Origin of the sequence: Methanothermobacter sp. (genome assembly GCF_049720995.1) — an archaeon.
In the GTDB taxonomy this organism is placed as follows: Archaea; Methanobacteriota; Methanobacteria; order Methanobacteriales; family Methanothermobacteraceae; genus Methanothermobacter.
This window is the reverse complement of record NZ_JBNASF010000028.1, coordinates 1-18,194: the sequence shown is the minus strand read 5'-3', so window position 1 is coordinate 18,194 and position 18,194 is coordinate 1. Positions and strand designations below refer to the sequence as shown.

Below are 18,194 nucleotides of genomic sequence, written 5' to 3'. Positions count from 1 at the left end.
CGGATTCATAACCATCACCAGCCAAAATCTTTACCTAATCCCCTAATGAGGTCAAGCGGATTCATAACCATCACCAGCCAAAATCTTTACCTAATCCTCGATTAATATTTCCTCCCCGACACGGTCAAGGGTATGTGCAATAGCATTCGATGTTATGGTTGATGCCACGAAGTAAACAGCTGCAAGGACAGCCCCGAATGCCGTTCCAATGTAGAGTGCAATCATTGCAGATATCCCGAAACTCATTGCATTGAGGTAAAGGAGCCTCTCTGCCCTGTCCTGTGCTAGAAGCGCCCTCAATGCCATGAGAACAACTATTATTCCTGTTATCTGGATTAGCATGATCAACACCTTCTATTCAAGGTCTGTGTACCTGTTCATCCTCCGGGCTATGGTGCCAAGGAGCCTTGATGATCTACTGTGGTTTAAGCCCTGTATTGTGGTTATTGCAATAACCATTCCGGCAATAAACATTTCAGGTTTCAATCCTGCAAGTGATGAGATTGCTATTATGAAAGTGATTGAGAGTGCGCCGGTCGTGCCTGCATATCCCGGGTCTGCGCAGAGCCTGTTCCCTATGAACACCAGGAGCGCAGCTATAAGGCCGCCCTCAGGTACACCCATGAGGTAACAGCCGATTGCCCCCAGGAGTGTGCCTGCAGATGCGTCGGGGGAGCAGACTATGTTTCCCTGGAAGAAACCCCCTGCGAGGTCTCCCCCCCTTTTCATTATATCCCTTCCAATGTAATCGGCCCCCCTGACACCTGGTTTTTCAGGAAGGCCCATCCATGTATCTATTATAACAAAGTTCAGCCAGGATACCGCTGCTGCGACTGCAACTCCAACAAGTTCATTCATCACAAGTCCTCCGGTCTGGGGAATATATCCTCAAGGAAGTAGGCCGTCATTAGAGCTGCCAGAAATCCTGAAACCACACCAAGATCGACCCCACCGTACATACCCGTGAAACCAAGCTTTATGCATATCGCCACAAGACCCATGGCAATTACAGGCGCCGGGAAGATGGCTGATGGGGTCCAGGAATGTCTGGCCGGTCTTTCAGGTGCCAGAGGCAGCCCCAGTATCGCTGAAATGATTATTGAGGAAATAATGCCTGTTATGTAACCTGAAAGATATGTAACATGAATAATCATGATAAAAGAATAATAATCCAACATATATAAATCTTTTTAAAAACCGATTTCGGTATTGAAGAGGAATTTTAATACGATTTTTGCCATTTTTAGGAGAGAATACCTCCCTACACCTCCAGATTATGTAATAACTATTTGCTTGAATAATATCCACTTTAGTGATAAATTTCACAAAAAACTGTAAGTTCATGTGAAACAAGAGAAACATCCAGAGAAGGAACAGAGGTGTTATGTATGGGTTTTCAGCTCAGGACCCTTGCTGTTGCTGCACTGCTCCTAATCCTTCTCACAAATCCCGTGAGTGGGGCTTCAGCAGTGCAGGAGGTCAGGGTAACCGTACCTGAGAGTGTGGAAATAATGGTCCTCTGGAAGGGAGAGGAGGTCGGGAACTCATTCACCCTCACCGCAACGGTGGAACCCGGAAGAGAATACACCTGGCCCGGAGGACCCCAGGGACTCCAGATAAAGGACCTATCCAACGTACCCATCGACCTCTACATAAAAGCAGAAGGAGACCTCCAGGGACCAGAAACCATACCCATACAGAACCTCAAATACGCCAACTACGGCACAAACCTCCCACAAACACCACTCACAACAACCTACACACCTGTAAGGAAAAACTGGACTGCAAAGGTTGAGAGAAACGCTGTTGTCCCGGTTGACATTTACCTCACCATCCCACCTTTCACCGCACCAGGGGAATACAGGGTCAGAATAGACCACCTGGCTATAAAATCACCCGCATAACCTCTTCTAATCTGTACCACCATCTGAACTGAAAAAGTTCCGCTTAAGCGCACATCTGAGGGACATGAAAATATTTATCAGTCGACGACCCCAATAAATAGTTCAATCAGCAGACAGGAGAATTTCAGGTGAATTTCAGGCGGGAGATTATATTATTATTTACAGGCATAATATCAGCGATCCTCATAAACATGCCATCATTCCATCTAAGGGTTCTTGGAATAGCATCATCCATGGTCGTGTCAGGTTACACCGTACTCATCATCACGGGCTTCGACAGCATTCTGATCACCCCCATGGCAGGAATGCTCCTGATCACACTCAACGCCCTCATCCTTAATTACACACCCCTCAGGAACTCAAGATCACTTTATGCGCTCCCAGCCATAATTATACCCCTCATTGCTCTTATAATCCGCCTGAGAAAGAAAGATACCCCCAAGAAAAATACCCGGGCAAGAACCGCAAGGGAACTTGCAAGAAGTTCCGGCAAAAGGCGGGGCAAAGGAAAGGAAGAACCTGAGGTTATCAGGCTTGGACTCTCCTCAAGGGACCTCCTGATTGCAGGTATCATATCATCCCTAACACCCATCCTCATAAACCTCACACACCTCAGGCATGTGAGGTTCATCCTTGCAGTCATCCTCATAGCAAGCACTTCATATCTGGTGGCATCAGCCTTCCTGACGGGGCTGCAGGAGAGGGGGAGAGCCGCACGAGCAGGACTGATAGCACTCTTCGCCTCCATCCTAACACCCATAGCATGCGTAACTGTACCCAGAGGTTATGGTCACATATTCCTGGGGGTCACAGGTATACTGGCAGCCCTTGCAGCCTACATCAGAAGGTCCAGGCAGAGGATAAAAATCATAGAGTCCCTCCAGCAGACAGAAATGGATATCCTGGAGAAATACGGGCTCATTGAGGATGAAGTCACCCTTGAGATACCTGAAATTTCAGAGAACGACCTCAGGGTGGGTGACCCATCCCTCATAAAGAGAAGGGCCCTTAAAATGAGGAAAATAAGAAGGGCGCCCGAAACTGGAAAAATCAGAGGGGATGATGTTGAAGGGAAACTCAAAAAGGCCTTTTCAGAACATGAATTCTCCTCAGAACCTGAAAAAACCACCTCCACCGGCGGTTTCAGTGACCTTGCGGTTCTATCCATCCTGAGCATTCTGACCATCATAATTTTCAGGGGGGGCATAGGTGAGGCGCTTTTCTACCTCCAGGTGCTCTTCATCCCCGGATACATGCTGATTTCAGCCATCGCGCCTGAAAAGGTCCAGCTCAGCATCCCTGAGAGGCTTTTTCTTGCATTTTCCACCAGCATAATCATTTCATCGGTCGTTGCACTCCTCATGGGAGGTGAGGTGACATTCAAACCATTCCTTGCAAGGACAATAGCGGGACTCAGCCTTGCACTCGCCCCCGCAGCCTTCATAAGGAGGTGGAGGTGCGGGGAACTAGCCTACTCTGCTGACATAAGGAGGATACCATCACCCCGTAAACTCTCAAGGGACGGTAAGATCTCACTCCTCCTCTCAATCATACTTTTGGTGCTAATTGCGGTGACGGTTTACATAACCCTCAATCCGGCGCCCTCTGAGAGGTTCACAGAGTTCTACATTCTGGGGCCCGGGGGGAAGGCCTACGGGTACCCCGAGAACCTTACAGCAGGTGCCAATGCCAGTGTAATTGTGGGTGTGGTTAACCATGAGTACCGCAACGAAACCTACCTCATGGTGGTGCGTCTTGGCGGAGATGTTTTAAGGAATGAAACCATAAAACTGGGTAATGGTGAGAAGTGGGAGAGGAGGGTGAATTTCACTGTCACAGAGGCTGGAGAGGACCAGAAGCTTGAATTCCTTCTTTACAGGTTACCTGAAACAGAAAAACCCTACAGGTCCCTCCATTTATTCATAAACGTAACATGACACCCTCACATCCACCGAACACCTAAATTATGAGTCTTATCTACCATGCGATCTGACAATGATCATAACATGGATGAATGTAAAATTTGACTTAATAGTACTGGACAGGGATAAAATATGAGAGATATGGATGTAGCTGTAACAGGAGGACTTGGATTCATAGGTTCACACCTCACAGACGAACTCCTTGATAGGGGGAACCGGGTCACTGTAATCGATGACCTCTCAACAGGGAGAATTGATAACCTGAGTAACCCCCACCATGATGACCTTGAAATCATCAGGGGAAGCATCAATGAACTGGACCTTGAGGCGATATTTCAGGGTAAGGACTACGTCTTCCACCAGGCGGCCCTCGCCAGTGTCCCTGAAAGTGTGAGGGACCCCCTCAGGTGTCACCGGGTAAATGCCACCGGGACCCTCAGGGTACTCATGGCATCCTGCAGGGCAGGGGTCAGGAAGGTTGTGAACGCCTCAACCTCCGCGGTTTATGGGAACAATCCTGAGATGCCCCTGAGGGAGGATTCCAGGCCCATGCCCCTATCACCCTATGCTGTGTCAAAGGTCGCGGGGGAGTACTACTGCCAGGTCTTTGAGGATTACGGTCTCAGCACGGTTTCACTGAGGTACTTCAATGTCTATGGCCCCCGTCAGAGGCCTGACTCACAGTACGCCGCTGTCATCCCAAGGTTCATCGACTCCCTCCTAAGGGGGAGGTCACCTGAAATCTACGGTGATGGGGAGCAGAGCCGTGACTTCATATACGTTGGGGATGTTGTAAGGGTCAACATCCACCTTGCAGAGTCCCCTGAATCAGGGATCTACAATGTGGCCAGTGGAACTTCAGTTACAGTTAACAGACTCTTTGATATAATCTCCGGAATCCTTGAAGCAGATGTAGAGCCAGAGTACCTTGATGAGAGGCCCGGGGATGTGCGCCACTCCCTTGCAGACACATCAAGGCTCGTCTCAGCCGGTTTCAGACCGGAAGTTGGACTTAAGGAGGGTCTCATGAGGACCGTTGAGTGGTTCAGGGAAAGACTTCAGAGCGGGAATAAGGTGATCAGGGATTGAAATGAGCCAGGTAAGAACCCTTGCAAGGAACACCCTTTTCCTTCTCCTGGCAACGGTCTTCACAAATGTGGCGGCCTTTGTATGGAATGTCTACCTTGCAAGATACCTTGGAACCGCCGGTTTCGGTATACTCTCAACCGCCCTCGCACTTACAGGAATATTCAGTATACTAGCTGATCTGGGCATCGGGACCTACCTCACCCGTGAGATTGCCAGGGACCCCACAGGGGCGGGGGAGCTTGTGGCTGCAGGTCTTGGTAACCGTATCATCTTATCATGCATCGTATTTCTGATGATACTGCTCCTGCCACTCACAGGCCTCTACCACGGCACCTCAGTCGCTGTAATCATCATCATAGCATGTTACATGCTTATGAACTCCTTTGGCTCATTCTTCAACAGCTTATTCCAGGGCCTCCAGAGGATGGAGTATCAGACCATATGGAACATCCTCAACAGCCTCTTTATACTCATGGGTGTCCTCGCCGTTGTCTGGCTCGGGGGTAATGTGGTCCATGTTGCAGTGGCCTACCTGGTTGCAGCCATCCTTTCGCTGCTGTACTCCATTACCATCTTCACCAGGCGTTTCTTCACACCGGGTTTAAGTTTCAGCCGTGAAATGATCATGGAGGCCATTCCCTTTGGCATAACAAGTGTCTTCTCCATGATATACTTCTGGATAGACTCTGTGATGCTCTCACTCATTAAGGGTGATGTCTCGGTGGGTCTCTACAATGCACCCTACAGGCTACTCACGGTGATCGTATCACTCTACAGTGTCTACCTTGCGGCGGTATTTCCTGTGATGTCCCGGTTCCACGTTGAAAGTGAGGATTCGCTGCGCTTCACCTACAGGAGATCCATCAAGTACCTCGTAATCATCGCAGTACCCATAATATTCATGGTATTCGCCCTTGCAGTGCCTATTATAGAGCTGATCTTCTCTGCCAAGTACCTTGAATCTGTAGCGGCCCTCAGGGTACTCATAACCGCAACCGCCTTCATGTTTGTAAACGGTGTGACCTCCAGCCTCCTTGGGTCAGTCAACAGGCAGACAACCGTCACAAAGATCACAGGAACTGCTGCCATATTCAACGTGATTCTGAACCTCATACTGATCCCCAGATTCGACTTCATGGGTGCTAGTGCCGCCACGGTGATCACGGAGGTCTTCATGACCATACTCTTCCTCATCGCAGTGCGGAAACTCGGTTTCGGCCCATCATGGAGGGACCTCCACGCTGCCTGGAGGATCCTCCTGCCGGCCTCAGTTTCAATCGTCCTGCTTCTAACACCCATCAGCATAATAATCATGGCCCCCCTGGCCCTGGGTGCATATATCGCAGGGATACTCATTACCGGGGCCCTGGACTCTGTGGACAGGGATATATTGAGGTCAATCATCAGGGAGAGGAAATAGGAAAGTCCAGACCAAAGTCAATATAGACCAAAACCACAATAAAGATCATGACCTGATGTCAAGGACATATGACCTCACCTCATCAAATATCTCCCCTGCATAGAATGATGAGAATATAGCTCCAAGTACTGTGACTGTCCAGAATGATATTATACGGTCCAAAAGGGCTACACTGCCTGCCATGACCTCTGAAACACCGAATATTACAAATAAACCTGTCATAGAGACCTCCATGGAGCCCATACCTCCGGGGAGGGCGGAGAGTATACCAACAAGGTTTGCCAGGAGAAATATTATTATAACCGCTGAGAAGGCAATCTCCACCCTGAAGGCCATGAAGACCAGGTAGAGCCTGAGGCACTCCATGAGCCAGGAGAGGAGTGAGAGGATAAATATTAAACCCATGGATCTGAAATTTGAGTAGGACCTCGTGTAACCTATCATCCCCCTGATACCTGCTGTCAGACGCGTGTAGAGGTTTTCAAGTATCTCCTCAGAGATGGGCAGTCTCTCCATGACCCTGTGCATCCTGCGGTATATCCTCAATCCCTTCTCCTCCCTCCAGTTAAAAATGTAGATAAGATAGGTTATAAGGACCGAGAGGAAAGCGCCGAAAAGGGCCAGTATCCTTATCACAGGGACCATCACGGCAGCCATGAGAAGCAGAGCCCCCCCTATCCCGAGATCAAAGAATCTCTCGGTTAACCCTGCTGATAAACCCTCAGAGAGCTCTATACCATTCAACTTTTTACCTGCAACTGCATTCATAACCTCACCGGCGCTTCTCATGGGACTGAGGTTACCTGCAAAGAGACCTATGGTCTTTACCTTGAAATTGACACCCATTCTGCGGGGCTGACCTATTATGAAGCCCCACCTGAGGCTTCTGACAGCCACAACTGCCAGGTGGATGAGTAGAGCAATGGCTATGATCCTCCAGTCAGCCATGCAGGCTGCCCTGATGATCCTGAAGGGTCCAATCCATATTATCAGGCAAATTATGAGGAGGATGCTCAGTGCAAGGATGTAAATCCTCTTCATTGGATACACCGCATGTCATGTTCTAACAGCAGAGAATCTCCTGAGGAAGAGCCTCAAAATGAATCTGATGTACCTCAGCACATCCCCAGCTCCTATGTAGGACTTCTCATCACCGTAGGTGCAGTTTATCGGGACCTCAGCTATCCTCAATCTGTGCCTTGAGGTCTTACATATCGCCTCTGATTCATAAACGTAGTCGTTGTGAGGTATGTTAAGTATCAGGTGGGCGCATCTGGCTGATATGGCCCTGAAGCCGCTCTGGCTATCTGTTATTTCATACCCGGTGGCCATCCTCAGTATCCACGTTGTTATCCTGTTTGATAGCTGCCTGTGGAGGGGCATGCTGTCATGTTTATTCCCAAGGAACCTTGATCCTATTATGAAGTCGCCACCATTGACCGCAGATGCGAGTTGAGGTATCAGGGAGGGGTCATGCTGGCCGTCGGCATCCATGAAGACAATGACATCATAGTCACCTTCAAGTGCCGCCCTTATACCTGTCTTCAGGGCCGCCCCCTTCCCGAGGTTTTCAGGGTGCCTTATGACCCTTGCACCTGCAGCCTCACCCAGTTCTGCTGTTCCGTCTGTGCTGCCATCATCAACGAGGATCACATCACCATGTTCAAGGGCGCCCCTCACAACTGACTCAACGGCCCTCTCCTCATTGAAGGCGGGTATCACAGTAACTATCCTCATAAAGCATCCCTGCATTGTGACAATCAGATTCTAATTATCATTCTCCAGAAGTTCCTGGAGTATAACCTCAAATCTGTCGGTTATGGTCTCCCAGTCATTGGACTCTACAAAGCGCCTTCCAATCTGGCCCTCCTCCCTGAGCCTGTCTGCAAGTTCCACTGCAACCTCAAGGGTCTCCTCCGGCCTCTCTATGTAGTGGATTCCGTTGCCCTCCCCGAACTCCATGTATATGCCTGGGAGCCTTGTGGCTATGACGGGCTTTGCCATTGCAAGGTACTCGTAGAGCTTTATGGGGACTATGTCCTGCATTATCTCCTCATCAATGTGGGCAGGGAGTATGCAGATGTCAGAGGCCGCCAAAAATTCGGGTATATCATTGTAGGGCTGTCTGCCAGTCAGTATGAGGCTATCGAGGTTGTTCTCATCTCTTATACTTTTGAGGTCATCATATGCATCCCCATCCCCAACGACCATCAGCTTCACGTTGGGGTATTCCTCGCGCCTCTCAGCCATTGCAGCTGCAAGCTCCCTGAGACCTGAAAAGTTGTAGAGGAAACCCATGAAGAAGAGGAGGATGTCATCATCCCCCACACCGTACCTATCCCTTATGCGTGAACCGTCAAGGTCAGGGTCGAATTCTGCAAGGTCTATGCCAGCGTCTATGACCTCTGTCCTCCCTGCCCCCAACTCCAGTGCCAGCTGGTCGAGCTTCCGGTTTATGGTGAGGACAAGGTCAGACCTCTGGATGGTCTTCCTCATGAGCATCCTGCCAAGACCCCGGAAGGCCCTCTCGGGTATCAGGGTGTATAGCACGTCGATGAGGTAATAGACGAAGGGTATCCCCCTCCTCCTGGCCTCAATGGATGCTATGAAGGAGTTTATGAGACCAAATCCCACTATGATATCAGGTTTGAACTCCTTTATCTGCCTCCGTATCTCCCTGCCATGGCTGAATGGTATTGAGAGGTAGTCCAGTAACGGGGCCTTGATGTGAGCGGGTCTTATCACATCCACACCGGCATCCTCTCTGACCTTGTGGACCCCCCTGTAGACCCTCCGGGGGTTCATCAGGCCATCAGGGTCATCCTTCCTCCAGTCGATGGGGTAATCTATGACCCTCACATCATGGCCCCTTGCAGATAACCTGTCAAAGAGGTGGTGCTGCTGGTGAGGATTCCTCTCCAGCCAGTCTGATTCCTGTACGACCAGTATCCTCATGTGATCATCCGTTAAGAGAAGTTTGGTAAATCAGAACTCCGCGCTCTTCACTATGAGGTCCCAGTTATCGGTGAACCACCGGTGGGTCCGCTCAAGTCCCTCCCTGAAGGACACCTGGGGCTCATAGTCCAGGAGTCTTCTGGCCTTGTCTATTGATGATAGGAGTCTTGTCTTGGCGTCCCAGTCCCTCCGCGGCCTGTAGACAACACCCGCAGGGTTTTCTGTTAGCTCGTTTATGATGCTCGCCATCTCAATAACCTGGTGCTCGGTACCTGATCCCAGGTTAATGGCCTCGCCTATGGCCTTCCTCCTCACACCCATGGCCATGAGTCCCCTGACTATGTCCTCCACGAATGTCCAGTCCCTGGTCTCTGAGCCGTCCCCTGTTATGGGTAATGGCTGCTGGTTCATGGCCCAGTAGAAGAAGTTGGGTATCACGTTGCGGTACCTTCCTGGCACCTCACCGGGCCCGAAGACGTTGAAGAACCTTGCATTGACGATGGGCATATCATAGAGGTTGTGGAAGTAGTTGGTGTAGAGCTCTCCCAGGAGCTTGGTAACCTGGTAGGGTGTGTGGAGTGATATTGAGATGTCATGTTCCTCAAAGGGTATCCTTGAGTCAAGGCCATAGACACCGCATCCTGATGATGAGTAAACGAACCGCTCAACACCCACAAGCTGTGCATACTCAAGTACCTTCAGTATGCCGAGTCCATTGACCAGCAGGTCCTTTTCAGGGTTGTCGACACTGTTCTGGTTGGCGAAGTGGGCGGCGAGGTGGAAGACGTGCTCTGGCCTCTCCTTGAATACACGTTTCAGGACCTCATCGTCCAGTATGTCTCCTCTAACGAATTCTATGTCATCATGTTCAGGAATGTTCCATTCATAGCTCGATGAGAGGTTGTCGAGTATGATCACACGGGCTCCTGCCTCTGCAAGGCGCGCTGAGAGGTTGCTTCCAACACATCCTGCTCCACCCGTTACAAGAATACATCTACCATCATAAGCTCTGAATTCATCCATAATAATCACCTTCCATTAACATTATCTGTCTTCAGTCACCTTCCATAGTGGATTATCATCCGCCTCATGGAATCCAGGATTATGCCGGTGAAGATGAAGAATGTCCCGAAGAGGGTAAGCATCACAGCCACTATTGTGGGACCCATATTCACACTTGCACCGTTTATGTAGTCCCTTATGAACATCAAACTGAGTATTGCCCCTGCAACCCCTATTATGAGGCCGGGGAGTGTGAAGTAGTAGAGGGGGCGCTTGAGTTCAAGGTCCCCTATGATCTTGAGGAGCACCGAGACACCGTGGCTTATGGGGTTCCTTGTGGATCCATCCACATCATACCTCACGCCGACCTCAACCTCAACTATCCTAAGGCCGGCCTCTGCAGCGTCTGCAAGCATCTCACTTTCAACCACGAAACCCGGGTCCCTGAACCTGAAGTGGGGTATGCTGCTTGATGAGAATGCCCTGAAACCGCTCTGGGTATCGGTTATATCCAGGCCAGTTGATATGTTGGTGGCCCTGTCAAGTATCCTCTGGCCGACCCTCCGGTATCTGGGGGTGTTCCGGTCCCTCCCATGGAGGTAGCGGCTTCCATTAACAACGTCAGCCTCCCCCCTCAGTATGGGTTCAACGAGTTTGGGTATCTCGGCCGGGTTGTGCTGGGCGTCAGCGTCGAGGGTGACTATTATATCTGCATCTGCCGCCTCAAATCCTGTTTTGAGGGCTGCTCCTTTGCCCATATTCCTGTGGTGCCTTATGACCCTTGCACCCGCCATCTCAGCCACGTGGGCTGTTCTGTCGGAGGATCCGTCATCAACCACTATAACCTCATCAACATGCTCCCCTGTTAGCAGCACAACCGAGCCGATGGCCACCTCCTCATTGAAGGCAGGGATGACTGCGACTATCCTCATTTTCAGTCCTCTATCCTGTAGTACCACTTCATCCATTCAACGGTGCGCCTGATACCCTCCTCAGGGGGCACCCTGGGGTCGTGTTTGAGGTCCCTGATGGCCTTTGAGAAATCCATGGTCTTCACCTTTGTTGTGAATGGCTCTGAATCTCTGTAGGTAACTATGGAATCATCTATCCCAACGGCCTCAAGGACCATGTCGGAGTACTCCTTGATATCATGTTCCCATTCGGTACGCCCACCAACATTGTAGACCTCCCCCGGGATGAAGTTGTCCACGATATTTGCGAAGGTCCTCACAGAGTCCTCCACGTAGTCTATTATCCTTTTATGACCCTTATAGACCGTGTAGGGCTTTCTGTGCAGTGCATGATAGATGAATATGGGTATGAATCCCTTGTAGGGTGAGTACTTCTCATGGGGACCGTAGCAGTTCACGGGTCTCACACGGACTGTCTCTGTGCCGAACATCTCTGCAGAGTTCATGCACATGAGTTCACCGGCCCACTTGGTTATGGCATAGTCGTTCATCTGGTAGGTATCGCTGATGGGGTTTTTGACCATGACATCCTCACTCATCACTCCACTGTAGTCCCCATAGACCTCTGCAGAGGAGAAGAATATCATTCTGAAGCCCAGTTTCTCCTGCATCCGCAGCATGTGCTTTGTACCTATCACGTTGGTCTTCCAGAGGTTCTCATAGTAGTCCTCGCCGTTCCAGCGGCCATACTCAGCCGCCAGGTGGTAGACGTAGTCGAATCTGTCATCCTCAAAGATCCTTTCAACCTGCCTGTACTCCCTCACATCGGCCCTCATGTAGTCCTCGCGTTCTGTGTGCATGAGGTCAACCGCCAGGACCTCGTGGCCCCTGTTCCTGAGTTCATTGACAAGGTTTGTGCCTATGAATCCGGCGCCACCGGTTACGAGTATTCTCTGAGTTTCCATATCAGCATCACTCCATATTATCTCAGTAATCACCTTTTAGAATAAGGTTCAACCTAACATGATGTCCTGATGAACCAATGACATGGATCTTCTTCAGGCCTCAAACATCCATGCCCTCCTTTTTAACTCAAACTAATATTAATTCGCAGCATATAAATATTTCAATGTGGATGTGCTCCCACCATGTCCTATGAGATCCTCTCAGCAATGGAGACCCCATCCCTTGAATAGATGACCCTGTACCCTGAGGGGATCTCTGTTTTACCGGTCGAGAATATGTAGTAGTATGGTTTAAGTTCATAGAAGTACCTGAGGCTCATTTCCCGCATCTGATGGTGGATTATCCTTGTGAAGACGTAGTGATTCATGTACCATGTGAAGGCAGGACCCCTGTCGGAGGCTATAACCCTGTCCCTGTATGATGGGTCATGGTCCATGAGCCAGGCGGCTGCCTCCTTCTCAGCCTTAACTGTACCATCCTCATGGGGCATCCCCGCAGTGTAATGGAGTGCCGATGAGACCATCAGTATTGCGATGGCGGCAGAGAGAATGGTTGAAGCCCTCATGGATCTGATTGAAGCTGACAGCTGGTTCACTGAGAGGGATATTGAGTAGGCGAGGGGTGGCAGGACAGTTATGATGTACCTGTCAACCTTTACCGGATGGAAGCTGTGCATGTAGAGGTAGGCCAGGAACCAGACCGCCATTGCAAGGTTCAGGTCGATGTTATCAGTCTCCCCCCTCATCCACAGGATTGAAAGCGCCCATATGAGTATAAGGACCTCACTCAGTGCAAATGATAGTCTTCCAAAGGCTACTATGAGTACTGCGGATATTAAAATGAATAATATCTTCCTTTCAGAGTTATGAATGGATATCAGGTCCCTGTTCCTCCATATGAGTGCGATCAGTCCTGCTGCTATGATGGCCAGTATTATGAATCCTGTGACTGTCGGTCCGGAATAGGACGGATTTATCACTCCCAGGTAATAGGATGGTGAGGGTATGGCTGAGATGTACTCTGGAAGGTGCCTGAGGTAGTAAAGGGTGTCGGTACTGTAGCCAGGGTTTAGGGAGGTGGCTGAACCTGTGACTGTGGATGATAACTGTTTCGTGAAGGGCAGGGGTGTTCTGGTGTAACTGTAGAATAAGTAGCCGAATGGGATGTAGAGTAGGACTCCCAGCACGATCCCCTTACCTATATCCGGCAGCTTTGATCTGAGGGATGGATCAGTCAGTATTATGACTGCCAGGGGGAGGAGCATGAGACCAGATGTGTACCTTGTGAGGAATGCAGCCATTGAAACCGGAAAGGCAAGGTAGTAGAACCGGCTGTCATGCCTCCTTGCAAGGAGTGCAAGATAAACCGCCCATATGGACAGTACCATTGCAGGAACATCCAGGGCTCCGGTTGCTGCCCATGCCAGGATCAGACTGAAGGAGGCCAGTGAGATAGCGCCTGCCAGGCTCTCCATTTCACTGAACCTCAGGCGCAGCAGAAGGTACATGCCGCTGATTCCAAGAACATAGAAGGCTGCTGCAGCTGCAAATACTGTTCTCTCACCGGTGAAGCCCAGCCTGAACAGGATTGACAGGATGGCAGGGAAGAATGGGGGAAGGTAGAGGGCATCCCCGGGGCCCAGATGAGCCATCTTCATGGCATTGTTAACATAGAGGAATATGTCCATGTAGTAGATTCCTATGCCTGTCTGTAGCTGGAACAATTTAAGGGCCATGAACAATGTAAAGGCCAGTAAAACCGTGTATATTATGATATCCATCTTTTTAGTCTTTGATATCATGTGAAACGCCCCATATGGACCCTGTGTATCAGATGTCCTGTAAATTTTATAGGATCATGTCCTGAGAACCGTCCTTCATAAACTTCATTGCTACCCTCTATAGATCTGTCATAGGTATAAATAAATATCATTCAAACCCCCAGAGATTTGGTGTAAACACAGCTAAGAACATATAAATGCTAAATATCATTCAAACCCCCAGAGATTCAATCACATTTTTTAAATCCTGCTTCATTTTTTCCATGCTGAACTCCTCTTCAGCCATCCTCCTGGCATTTTCACCCATCCTTACAAGTTCATCCTCTGGTAGGGATTTAAACGTTTCTATACCCCTCAAAAGGTTTTCAGGTCTGTTGTCATCAACGACAATGCCACATTCATATTTTCTAACCAGATCTGCAGCATCCCCCACGTCAGTTGTTAATATGGGTCTGCCCATGGCTGCATATTCAGCGAATTTTGTTGGAGCAGCGACTTCAGCAGATTTATGTGGTGGCCTTGGAAGAACCAGGACATCACAGGCCCCATAGTAATATTTAACCTCATCAAAGGGGACCCTTGGCAGGTATAATTCATTATGGGATCTCACCGTGTTTCTTGAGAACCCCACATAAAGAAACTGAAGGTCATCATCATCAATACGCCTGCCTGTTTCAATGAGATTATCCACACCCTGCCATTTACTATCAGCACCGATGTATCCAAATGTTAACCTGTTCTCCAGACCCAGATCTGACTTCACCCTATCTGTTTCCTCCTCATCCAGGGGGCTGAAGAGATCCAGATCCGTGGCGTTGGTTACATAGTACAGCTTTCTACCTGGAATCCCCCTTTCCCTTAGATCCTCCATCATTGAACTGGAGACACAGATTATCCTGTCAGCAGCCCGGAAGCTCAGTGAAGAAACGATGCTATAATAAATTTTACTCAGAATACCCGGCTCATACAATTCCCTTTCACTTATAAGATCCCCATGATTATCCAGTACAATGGGAATCCCCCTTATCCTCGATAGGGATGATATGAAGGCTGAAGGCGCCAGGTTACAGAAAAGCAGATCGTAACTATCGCGTGAAATATTAATAAGGTGCTTGAGATGAACAGTGATGGGAGAAACCCTCATGACCGAGTACTTAAAGGGTGGTTCAAATGACAGCTCATGTCTGCTGTAGAAACTGTAAAAGCATAATTCAACTTCATGCCCCAGCGAAGACAGAATTTCCGCCTGCCTCTTTATCCGCATCCACATTGAAGAATTTTCATCAGGTGTTCCGATGATAACACTTAAAATCCTCATTATATCACAGTTCTAACCTTTTACTGGTAGGGGAGTCACATACATCAGAGATGTATTAGCTTGATGATCAATCAAACATAAGCCAAAGGGGTTAATAAAGTTTACAGAAACCTGGGTGGACGGCACATTTAATCCAAACCAGATCATCTAACAGTCATTGTCTATAAATGACAGGATGACACTGAAATAAACAGCCATTGGGGATTCATATCCCGCTGATCCCCATCCATTCAGATTAAAGGCTCTGTACCCTAAAAGTGACCTGTGAACTGATGGATATGCACTCCATTTACTGGCAGGAGGTCGTGTGTCCAACATGGCAAGGGCTGTTAATAGCATTTCATGATTCATAGATGCGCATGTGTTCCTCCACGCAGCGTTCAAGTGAAAATTTTTCCACGAGCCTCCTTGAGGCCCTCCCCATGGATGCCCTCAGGTCCTGGTTAAGGGAGAGTTCAATTATCCTCTCAGCCAGTTGATCCTGAGAAGCCGGGGACACCAGGAATCCATTCACACCCTCAATGACCTGTTCATCCACTGCACCCACATCTGTCGCGATTACCGGTTTACCCATGGCCATGGCCTCCAGAATTGATATGGGAGTTCCCTCAGCAATTGAAGGAAGCACAAAGATGTCAGAGGCTGCGAGCAACTCAGGTATGTCCTCCCTCCTACCCAGGAATTTCACCGCATCCTTAATTTCAAGTGAACTCACCATCTCCCTGAGTTTGCGGTAATATTCCCCCTGGCTTTCAGGAACATCACCCACCACAAGTAATCTGAAATCCCTCACAGATTTCAAAACCGATGGAACAGCCTTCAGGAGGTACTCATACCCCTTGATGGGATTTATATTGGCAATGCAGACTGCTACAGTATCTGATGGAGACAGTCCAATGGATTCTCTGATATGATCACGTCTATCACTGTAAAGTGACGGGCTGAACCTTTCAAGGTCAACTGGTTCATATATGACTGTGTACCTATCACCCTCCGAGAGATAGTATGTGGCAAGTCCCTCGGCAATCACAACAATTTCGTCGGCGATGAACCTCACAATGGGCATCATGATCCCCAGAACCACTGGAGGGTAGAGGGAACTCATAAGGTGCCACACAACCTTCCTTCTGCAGATGAATCCTGCCAGAGCAGCCTGGAAGTTCAGAACACCATTCACATGAACCACATCTGCACGGGTCCTCCTTATTATCATTATCATCTGAATGACAGTTAGTGGAACGCTCAGGACCCATATCAAATTCTTAATTACATCACCAAATCCCCTGAACTCCCTGAGGCCCGGCATGAAGAACCCCTCAAATTCAAGACCATGAGTCCTTACGTATTCCTCCAGGGGATTATCATGCCCTGATGGTGCGCATACCACAGTCTCCACTCCCCTGGCAAGAAGTTTCTCAGCAACCGAAACAACCCTAACCTGGGGTCCGCCGATATAATTCTGCATAACAACGTTAATAACCCTCATCGGAGCACCTCAGATATCTGAATGGTAGCATCAGCGACCCTCCAAGGGCAAATCATCAGATAATGACGGGAATTCCCCTCTGATCTCTGAAGCCCTCCTGGCTGCCATGTAATCCTCAGGATTTCTGTAAAGATCCTCCACCCTCCCTGAGAGTTCCCCGTTGCAAACGTCATCCAGATCTATGATTGCATTCCTCCCGAAACCCGCATCCTCCACAAGCGCCCTGTTTTTAGCTGCATACTCAACTATAATTTCAGGCACATCATTCAGATATGCAAAGAGGGCTGCATGGAACTTCATGGCCACGAATGCATCACATGATGCCACAGCAGCAATGGTTTCGCGTGGATCAGGTCTGTAGTCCTCCACACGGACCCTATCATCGTTAACCTCCCTGGCTATCCTCATTGATATCCTCCTATCATCATTGGGTTCCCTCCCATTGAATATGAAGAGCCTGGCGGTGTTTTCATCGTCCAGTGCCAGCCAGCTGCGTATTGCATCGGCAAAGGCCCTCACCAGGAGTTCATCCTTCTTTCCATCCCCCCCATATATCCTGAAGTAGGGCATGGCTGAGACTCCAAGCAATCCCCTCTTTCTCCTCCTTTTTTCATATTTAAGAAAGAATGACAGATCATGAGAGAGTTCAGCCCTCTCATTAACTCCCATTTCAGAGAGCACCCTCATGGAATTTGAATCCCTTACAACTATTTTACTGGCAAGTCTACAGGTGTTCTTAATTAGAAATTTGCTCCACCGGTGAACGGGTCTCTCAATACCAACTCCCATGAAGTAAACTCTTTTACGCGTTAATCTTGCAGTCAGTGTCATGATTAATATCTGAGCCAGCCTCATGATCCTTGAGGATGTCTTTCCATAATCAAAGAAGTGTGTCCCCCCTCCAAGTATAACCATGGAGGACCTCAAAAATGCCATCAGAAGTGCTGGTGATATTCCCGGTGGTACGATCCTCACATCCAGGTCGCCGGGCAGAAAGGGTTCTGATGCTGCTGTTATATTGAATCTCACATCGCTGAGTGTCTCCTTGAGTCCATCGAGGAGTGAATAAAGCATCGCATCGTCTCCCGTGTTATTCCATCCATAGTATCCCATCACAAGTACATCCATATCAATCCATCCTCCAAATCAGAAGCGGGACCCGATCTATATCAACGATATTACCTTGGCTGTAGGTGTTAATGTGCATTAACCTTGAGGTCGGTTGAAATCAGGGCTCCCTGTGCTGTGGTCAGGGCTCTCACCTGATACTTTCAGCGACTTCATTGAACTGTATTGCCGGCACCAATATTTAATTAACTGAAAAGCCCAGAGCTATTGTTAGGTAACCATGATATACCAGCATACCTAACTGAAAAGCGTAAAGCTATTGTTAAGTAACCATGATATACCAGCATACCTAACTGAAAAGCGTAAAGCTATT

General features: G+C 49.0%; 17 protein-coding genes. 4 read left to right on the top strand and 13 right to left on the bottom strand.

Annotation, left to right across the window (positions count from 1 at the left end; all coding sequences use genetic code 11):
* Positions 1 to 90: 90 nt before the first annotated feature.
* Genes ACPLJI_RS07960 through ACPLJI_RS07950 form a run of 3 tightly spaced genes read right to left on the bottom strand, consistent with a single transcriptional unit; the run spans position 91 to position 1,154 of the window.
* Entirely contained in the window at positions 91 to 342 is a 252-nt protein-coding gene (locus ACPLJI_RS07960; protein WP_147670892.1) for a DUF2109 family protein, read from the bottom strand.
* A 12-nt stretch (positions 343 to 354) separates the two neighbouring features.
* A complete protein-coding gene (locus ACPLJI_RS07955) occupies positions 355 to 858 on the bottom strand; it encodes a hypothetical protein (RefSeq protein WP_424730644.1) in 504 nt (167 codons plus the stop codon).
* Positions 858 to 1,154, bottom strand: coding sequence for an energy-converting hydrogenase A subunit A EhaA (locus ACPLJI_RS07950; RefSeq protein ID WP_255503739.1), 297 nt, complete (start codon positions 1,152 to 1,154; stop codon positions 858 to 860). The genes ACPLJI_RS07955 and ACPLJI_RS07950 overlap by 1 nt, the downstream gene beginning before the upstream one ends.
* Before the next feature lie 234 nt (positions 1,155 to 1,388).
* Between ACPLJI_RS07950 and ACPLJI_RS07945 the strand changes: the two genes are divergently transcribed.
* The 4 genes from ACPLJI_RS07945 (at position 1,389) to ACPLJI_RS07930 (ending at position 6,335) form a co-directional block, all read left to right on the top strand.
* Positions 1,389 to 1,904, top strand: coding sequence for a hypothetical protein (locus tag ACPLJI_RS07945; RefSeq protein ID WP_424730643.1), 516 nt, complete (start codon positions 1,389 to 1,391; stop codon positions 1,902 to 1,904).
* Positions 1,905 to 2,032: 128 nt separating this feature from the next.
* The gene (locus ACPLJI_RS07940; RefSeq protein ID WP_424741229.1) at positions 2,033 to 3,841 is read left to right on the top strand and encodes a DUF1616 domain-containing protein; all 1,809 of its coding nucleotides are present in this window, start codon (positions 2,033 to 2,035) and stop codon (positions 3,839 to 3,841) included.
* A 117-nt stretch (positions 3,842 to 3,958) separates the two neighbouring features.
* Complete coding sequence (locus ACPLJI_RS07935) at positions 3,959 to 4,915, top strand: SDR family oxidoreductase (RefSeq protein WP_424731643.1); 957 nt, start codon at positions 3,959 to 3,961, stop codon at positions 4,913 to 4,915.
* 1 nt (position 4,916) lies between these two features.
* Positions 4,917 to 6,335: a flippase gene (locus ACPLJI_RS07930; protein WP_424741228.1), complete on the top strand. Its 1,419-nt coding sequence runs from the start codon at positions 4,917 to 4,919 to the stop codon at positions 6,333 to 6,335.
* Positions 6,336 to 6,380: 45 nt separating this feature from the next.
* Here ACPLJI_RS07930 and ACPLJI_RS07925 read toward each other — a convergent pair whose 3' ends face one another.
* From ACPLJI_RS07925 to ACPLJI_RS07880, 10 genes are all read right to left on the bottom strand, one after another.
* Positions 6,381 to 7,376 carry a UPF0104 family protein gene (locus tag ACPLJI_RS07925; protein ID WP_424731404.1) on the bottom strand — a complete coding sequence of 332 codons (996 nt, stop codon included), beginning with the start codon at positions 7,374 to 7,376 and terminating at the stop codon, positions 6,381 to 6,383.
* A 15-nt stretch (positions 7,377 to 7,391) separates the two neighbouring features.
* Positions 7,392 to 8,072 (bottom strand): glycosyltransferase family 2 protein, encoded by a 681-nt coding sequence (locus tag ACPLJI_RS07920; RefSeq protein ID WP_147670901.1) that lies wholly within the window; start codon positions 8,070 to 8,072, stop codon positions 7,392 to 7,394.
* 30 nt (positions 8,073 to 8,102) lie between these two features.
* Positions 8,103 to 9,290, bottom strand: coding sequence for a glycosyltransferase (locus ACPLJI_RS07915; protein ID WP_424731405.1), 1,188 nt, complete (start codon positions 9,288 to 9,290; stop codon positions 8,103 to 8,105).
* A 30-nt stretch (positions 9,291 to 9,320) separates the two neighbouring features.
* Positions 9,321 to 10,313 carry an NAD-dependent epimerase/dehydratase family protein gene (locus tag ACPLJI_RS07910; RefSeq protein ID WP_424731406.1) on the bottom strand — a complete coding sequence of 331 codons (993 nt, stop codon included), beginning with the start codon at positions 10,311 to 10,313 and terminating at the stop codon, positions 9,321 to 9,323.
* Positions 10,314 to 10,348: 35 nt separating this feature from the next.
* The gene (locus ACPLJI_RS07905) at positions 10,349 to 11,224 is read right to left on the bottom strand and encodes a glycosyltransferase family 2 protein (RefSeq protein WP_147670904.1); all 876 of its coding nucleotides are present in this window, start codon (positions 11,222 to 11,224) and stop codon (positions 10,349 to 10,351) included.
* A gap of 2 nt (positions 11,225 to 11,226) precedes the next feature.
* Positions 11,227 to 12,168 carry an NAD-dependent epimerase/dehydratase family protein gene (locus ACPLJI_RS07900; RefSeq protein ID WP_147670905.1) on the bottom strand — a complete coding sequence of 314 codons (942 nt, stop codon included), beginning with the start codon at positions 12,166 to 12,168 and terminating at the stop codon, positions 11,227 to 11,229.
* 188 nt (positions 12,169 to 12,356) lie between these two features.
* Positions 12,357 to 13,970 (bottom strand): glycosyltransferase family 39 protein, encoded by a 1,614-nt coding sequence (locus ACPLJI_RS07895; protein ID WP_424741227.1) that lies wholly within the window; start codon positions 13,968 to 13,970, stop codon positions 12,357 to 12,359.
* Positions 13,971 to 14,160: 190 nt separating this feature from the next.
* Positions 14,161 to 15,267: a glycosyltransferase family 4 protein gene (locus ACPLJI_RS07890; protein WP_424731408.1), complete on the bottom strand. Its 1,107-nt coding sequence runs from the start codon at positions 15,265 to 15,267 to the stop codon at positions 14,161 to 14,163.
* 340 nt (positions 15,268 to 15,607) lie between these two features.
* Positions 15,608 to 16,753, bottom strand: a complete 1,146-nt coding sequence (locus ACPLJI_RS07885; protein WP_424731409.1) for a glycosyltransferase family 4 protein — start codon at positions 16,751 to 16,753, stop codon at positions 15,608 to 15,610.
* Positions 16,754 to 16,783: 30 nt separating this feature from the next.
* Complete coding sequence (locus ACPLJI_RS07880; protein WP_424731410.1) at positions 16,784 to 17,881, bottom strand: polysaccharide pyruvyl transferase family protein; 1,098 nt, start codon at positions 17,879 to 17,881, stop codon at positions 16,784 to 16,786.
* Positions 17,882 to 18,194: the final 313 nt, after the last annotated feature.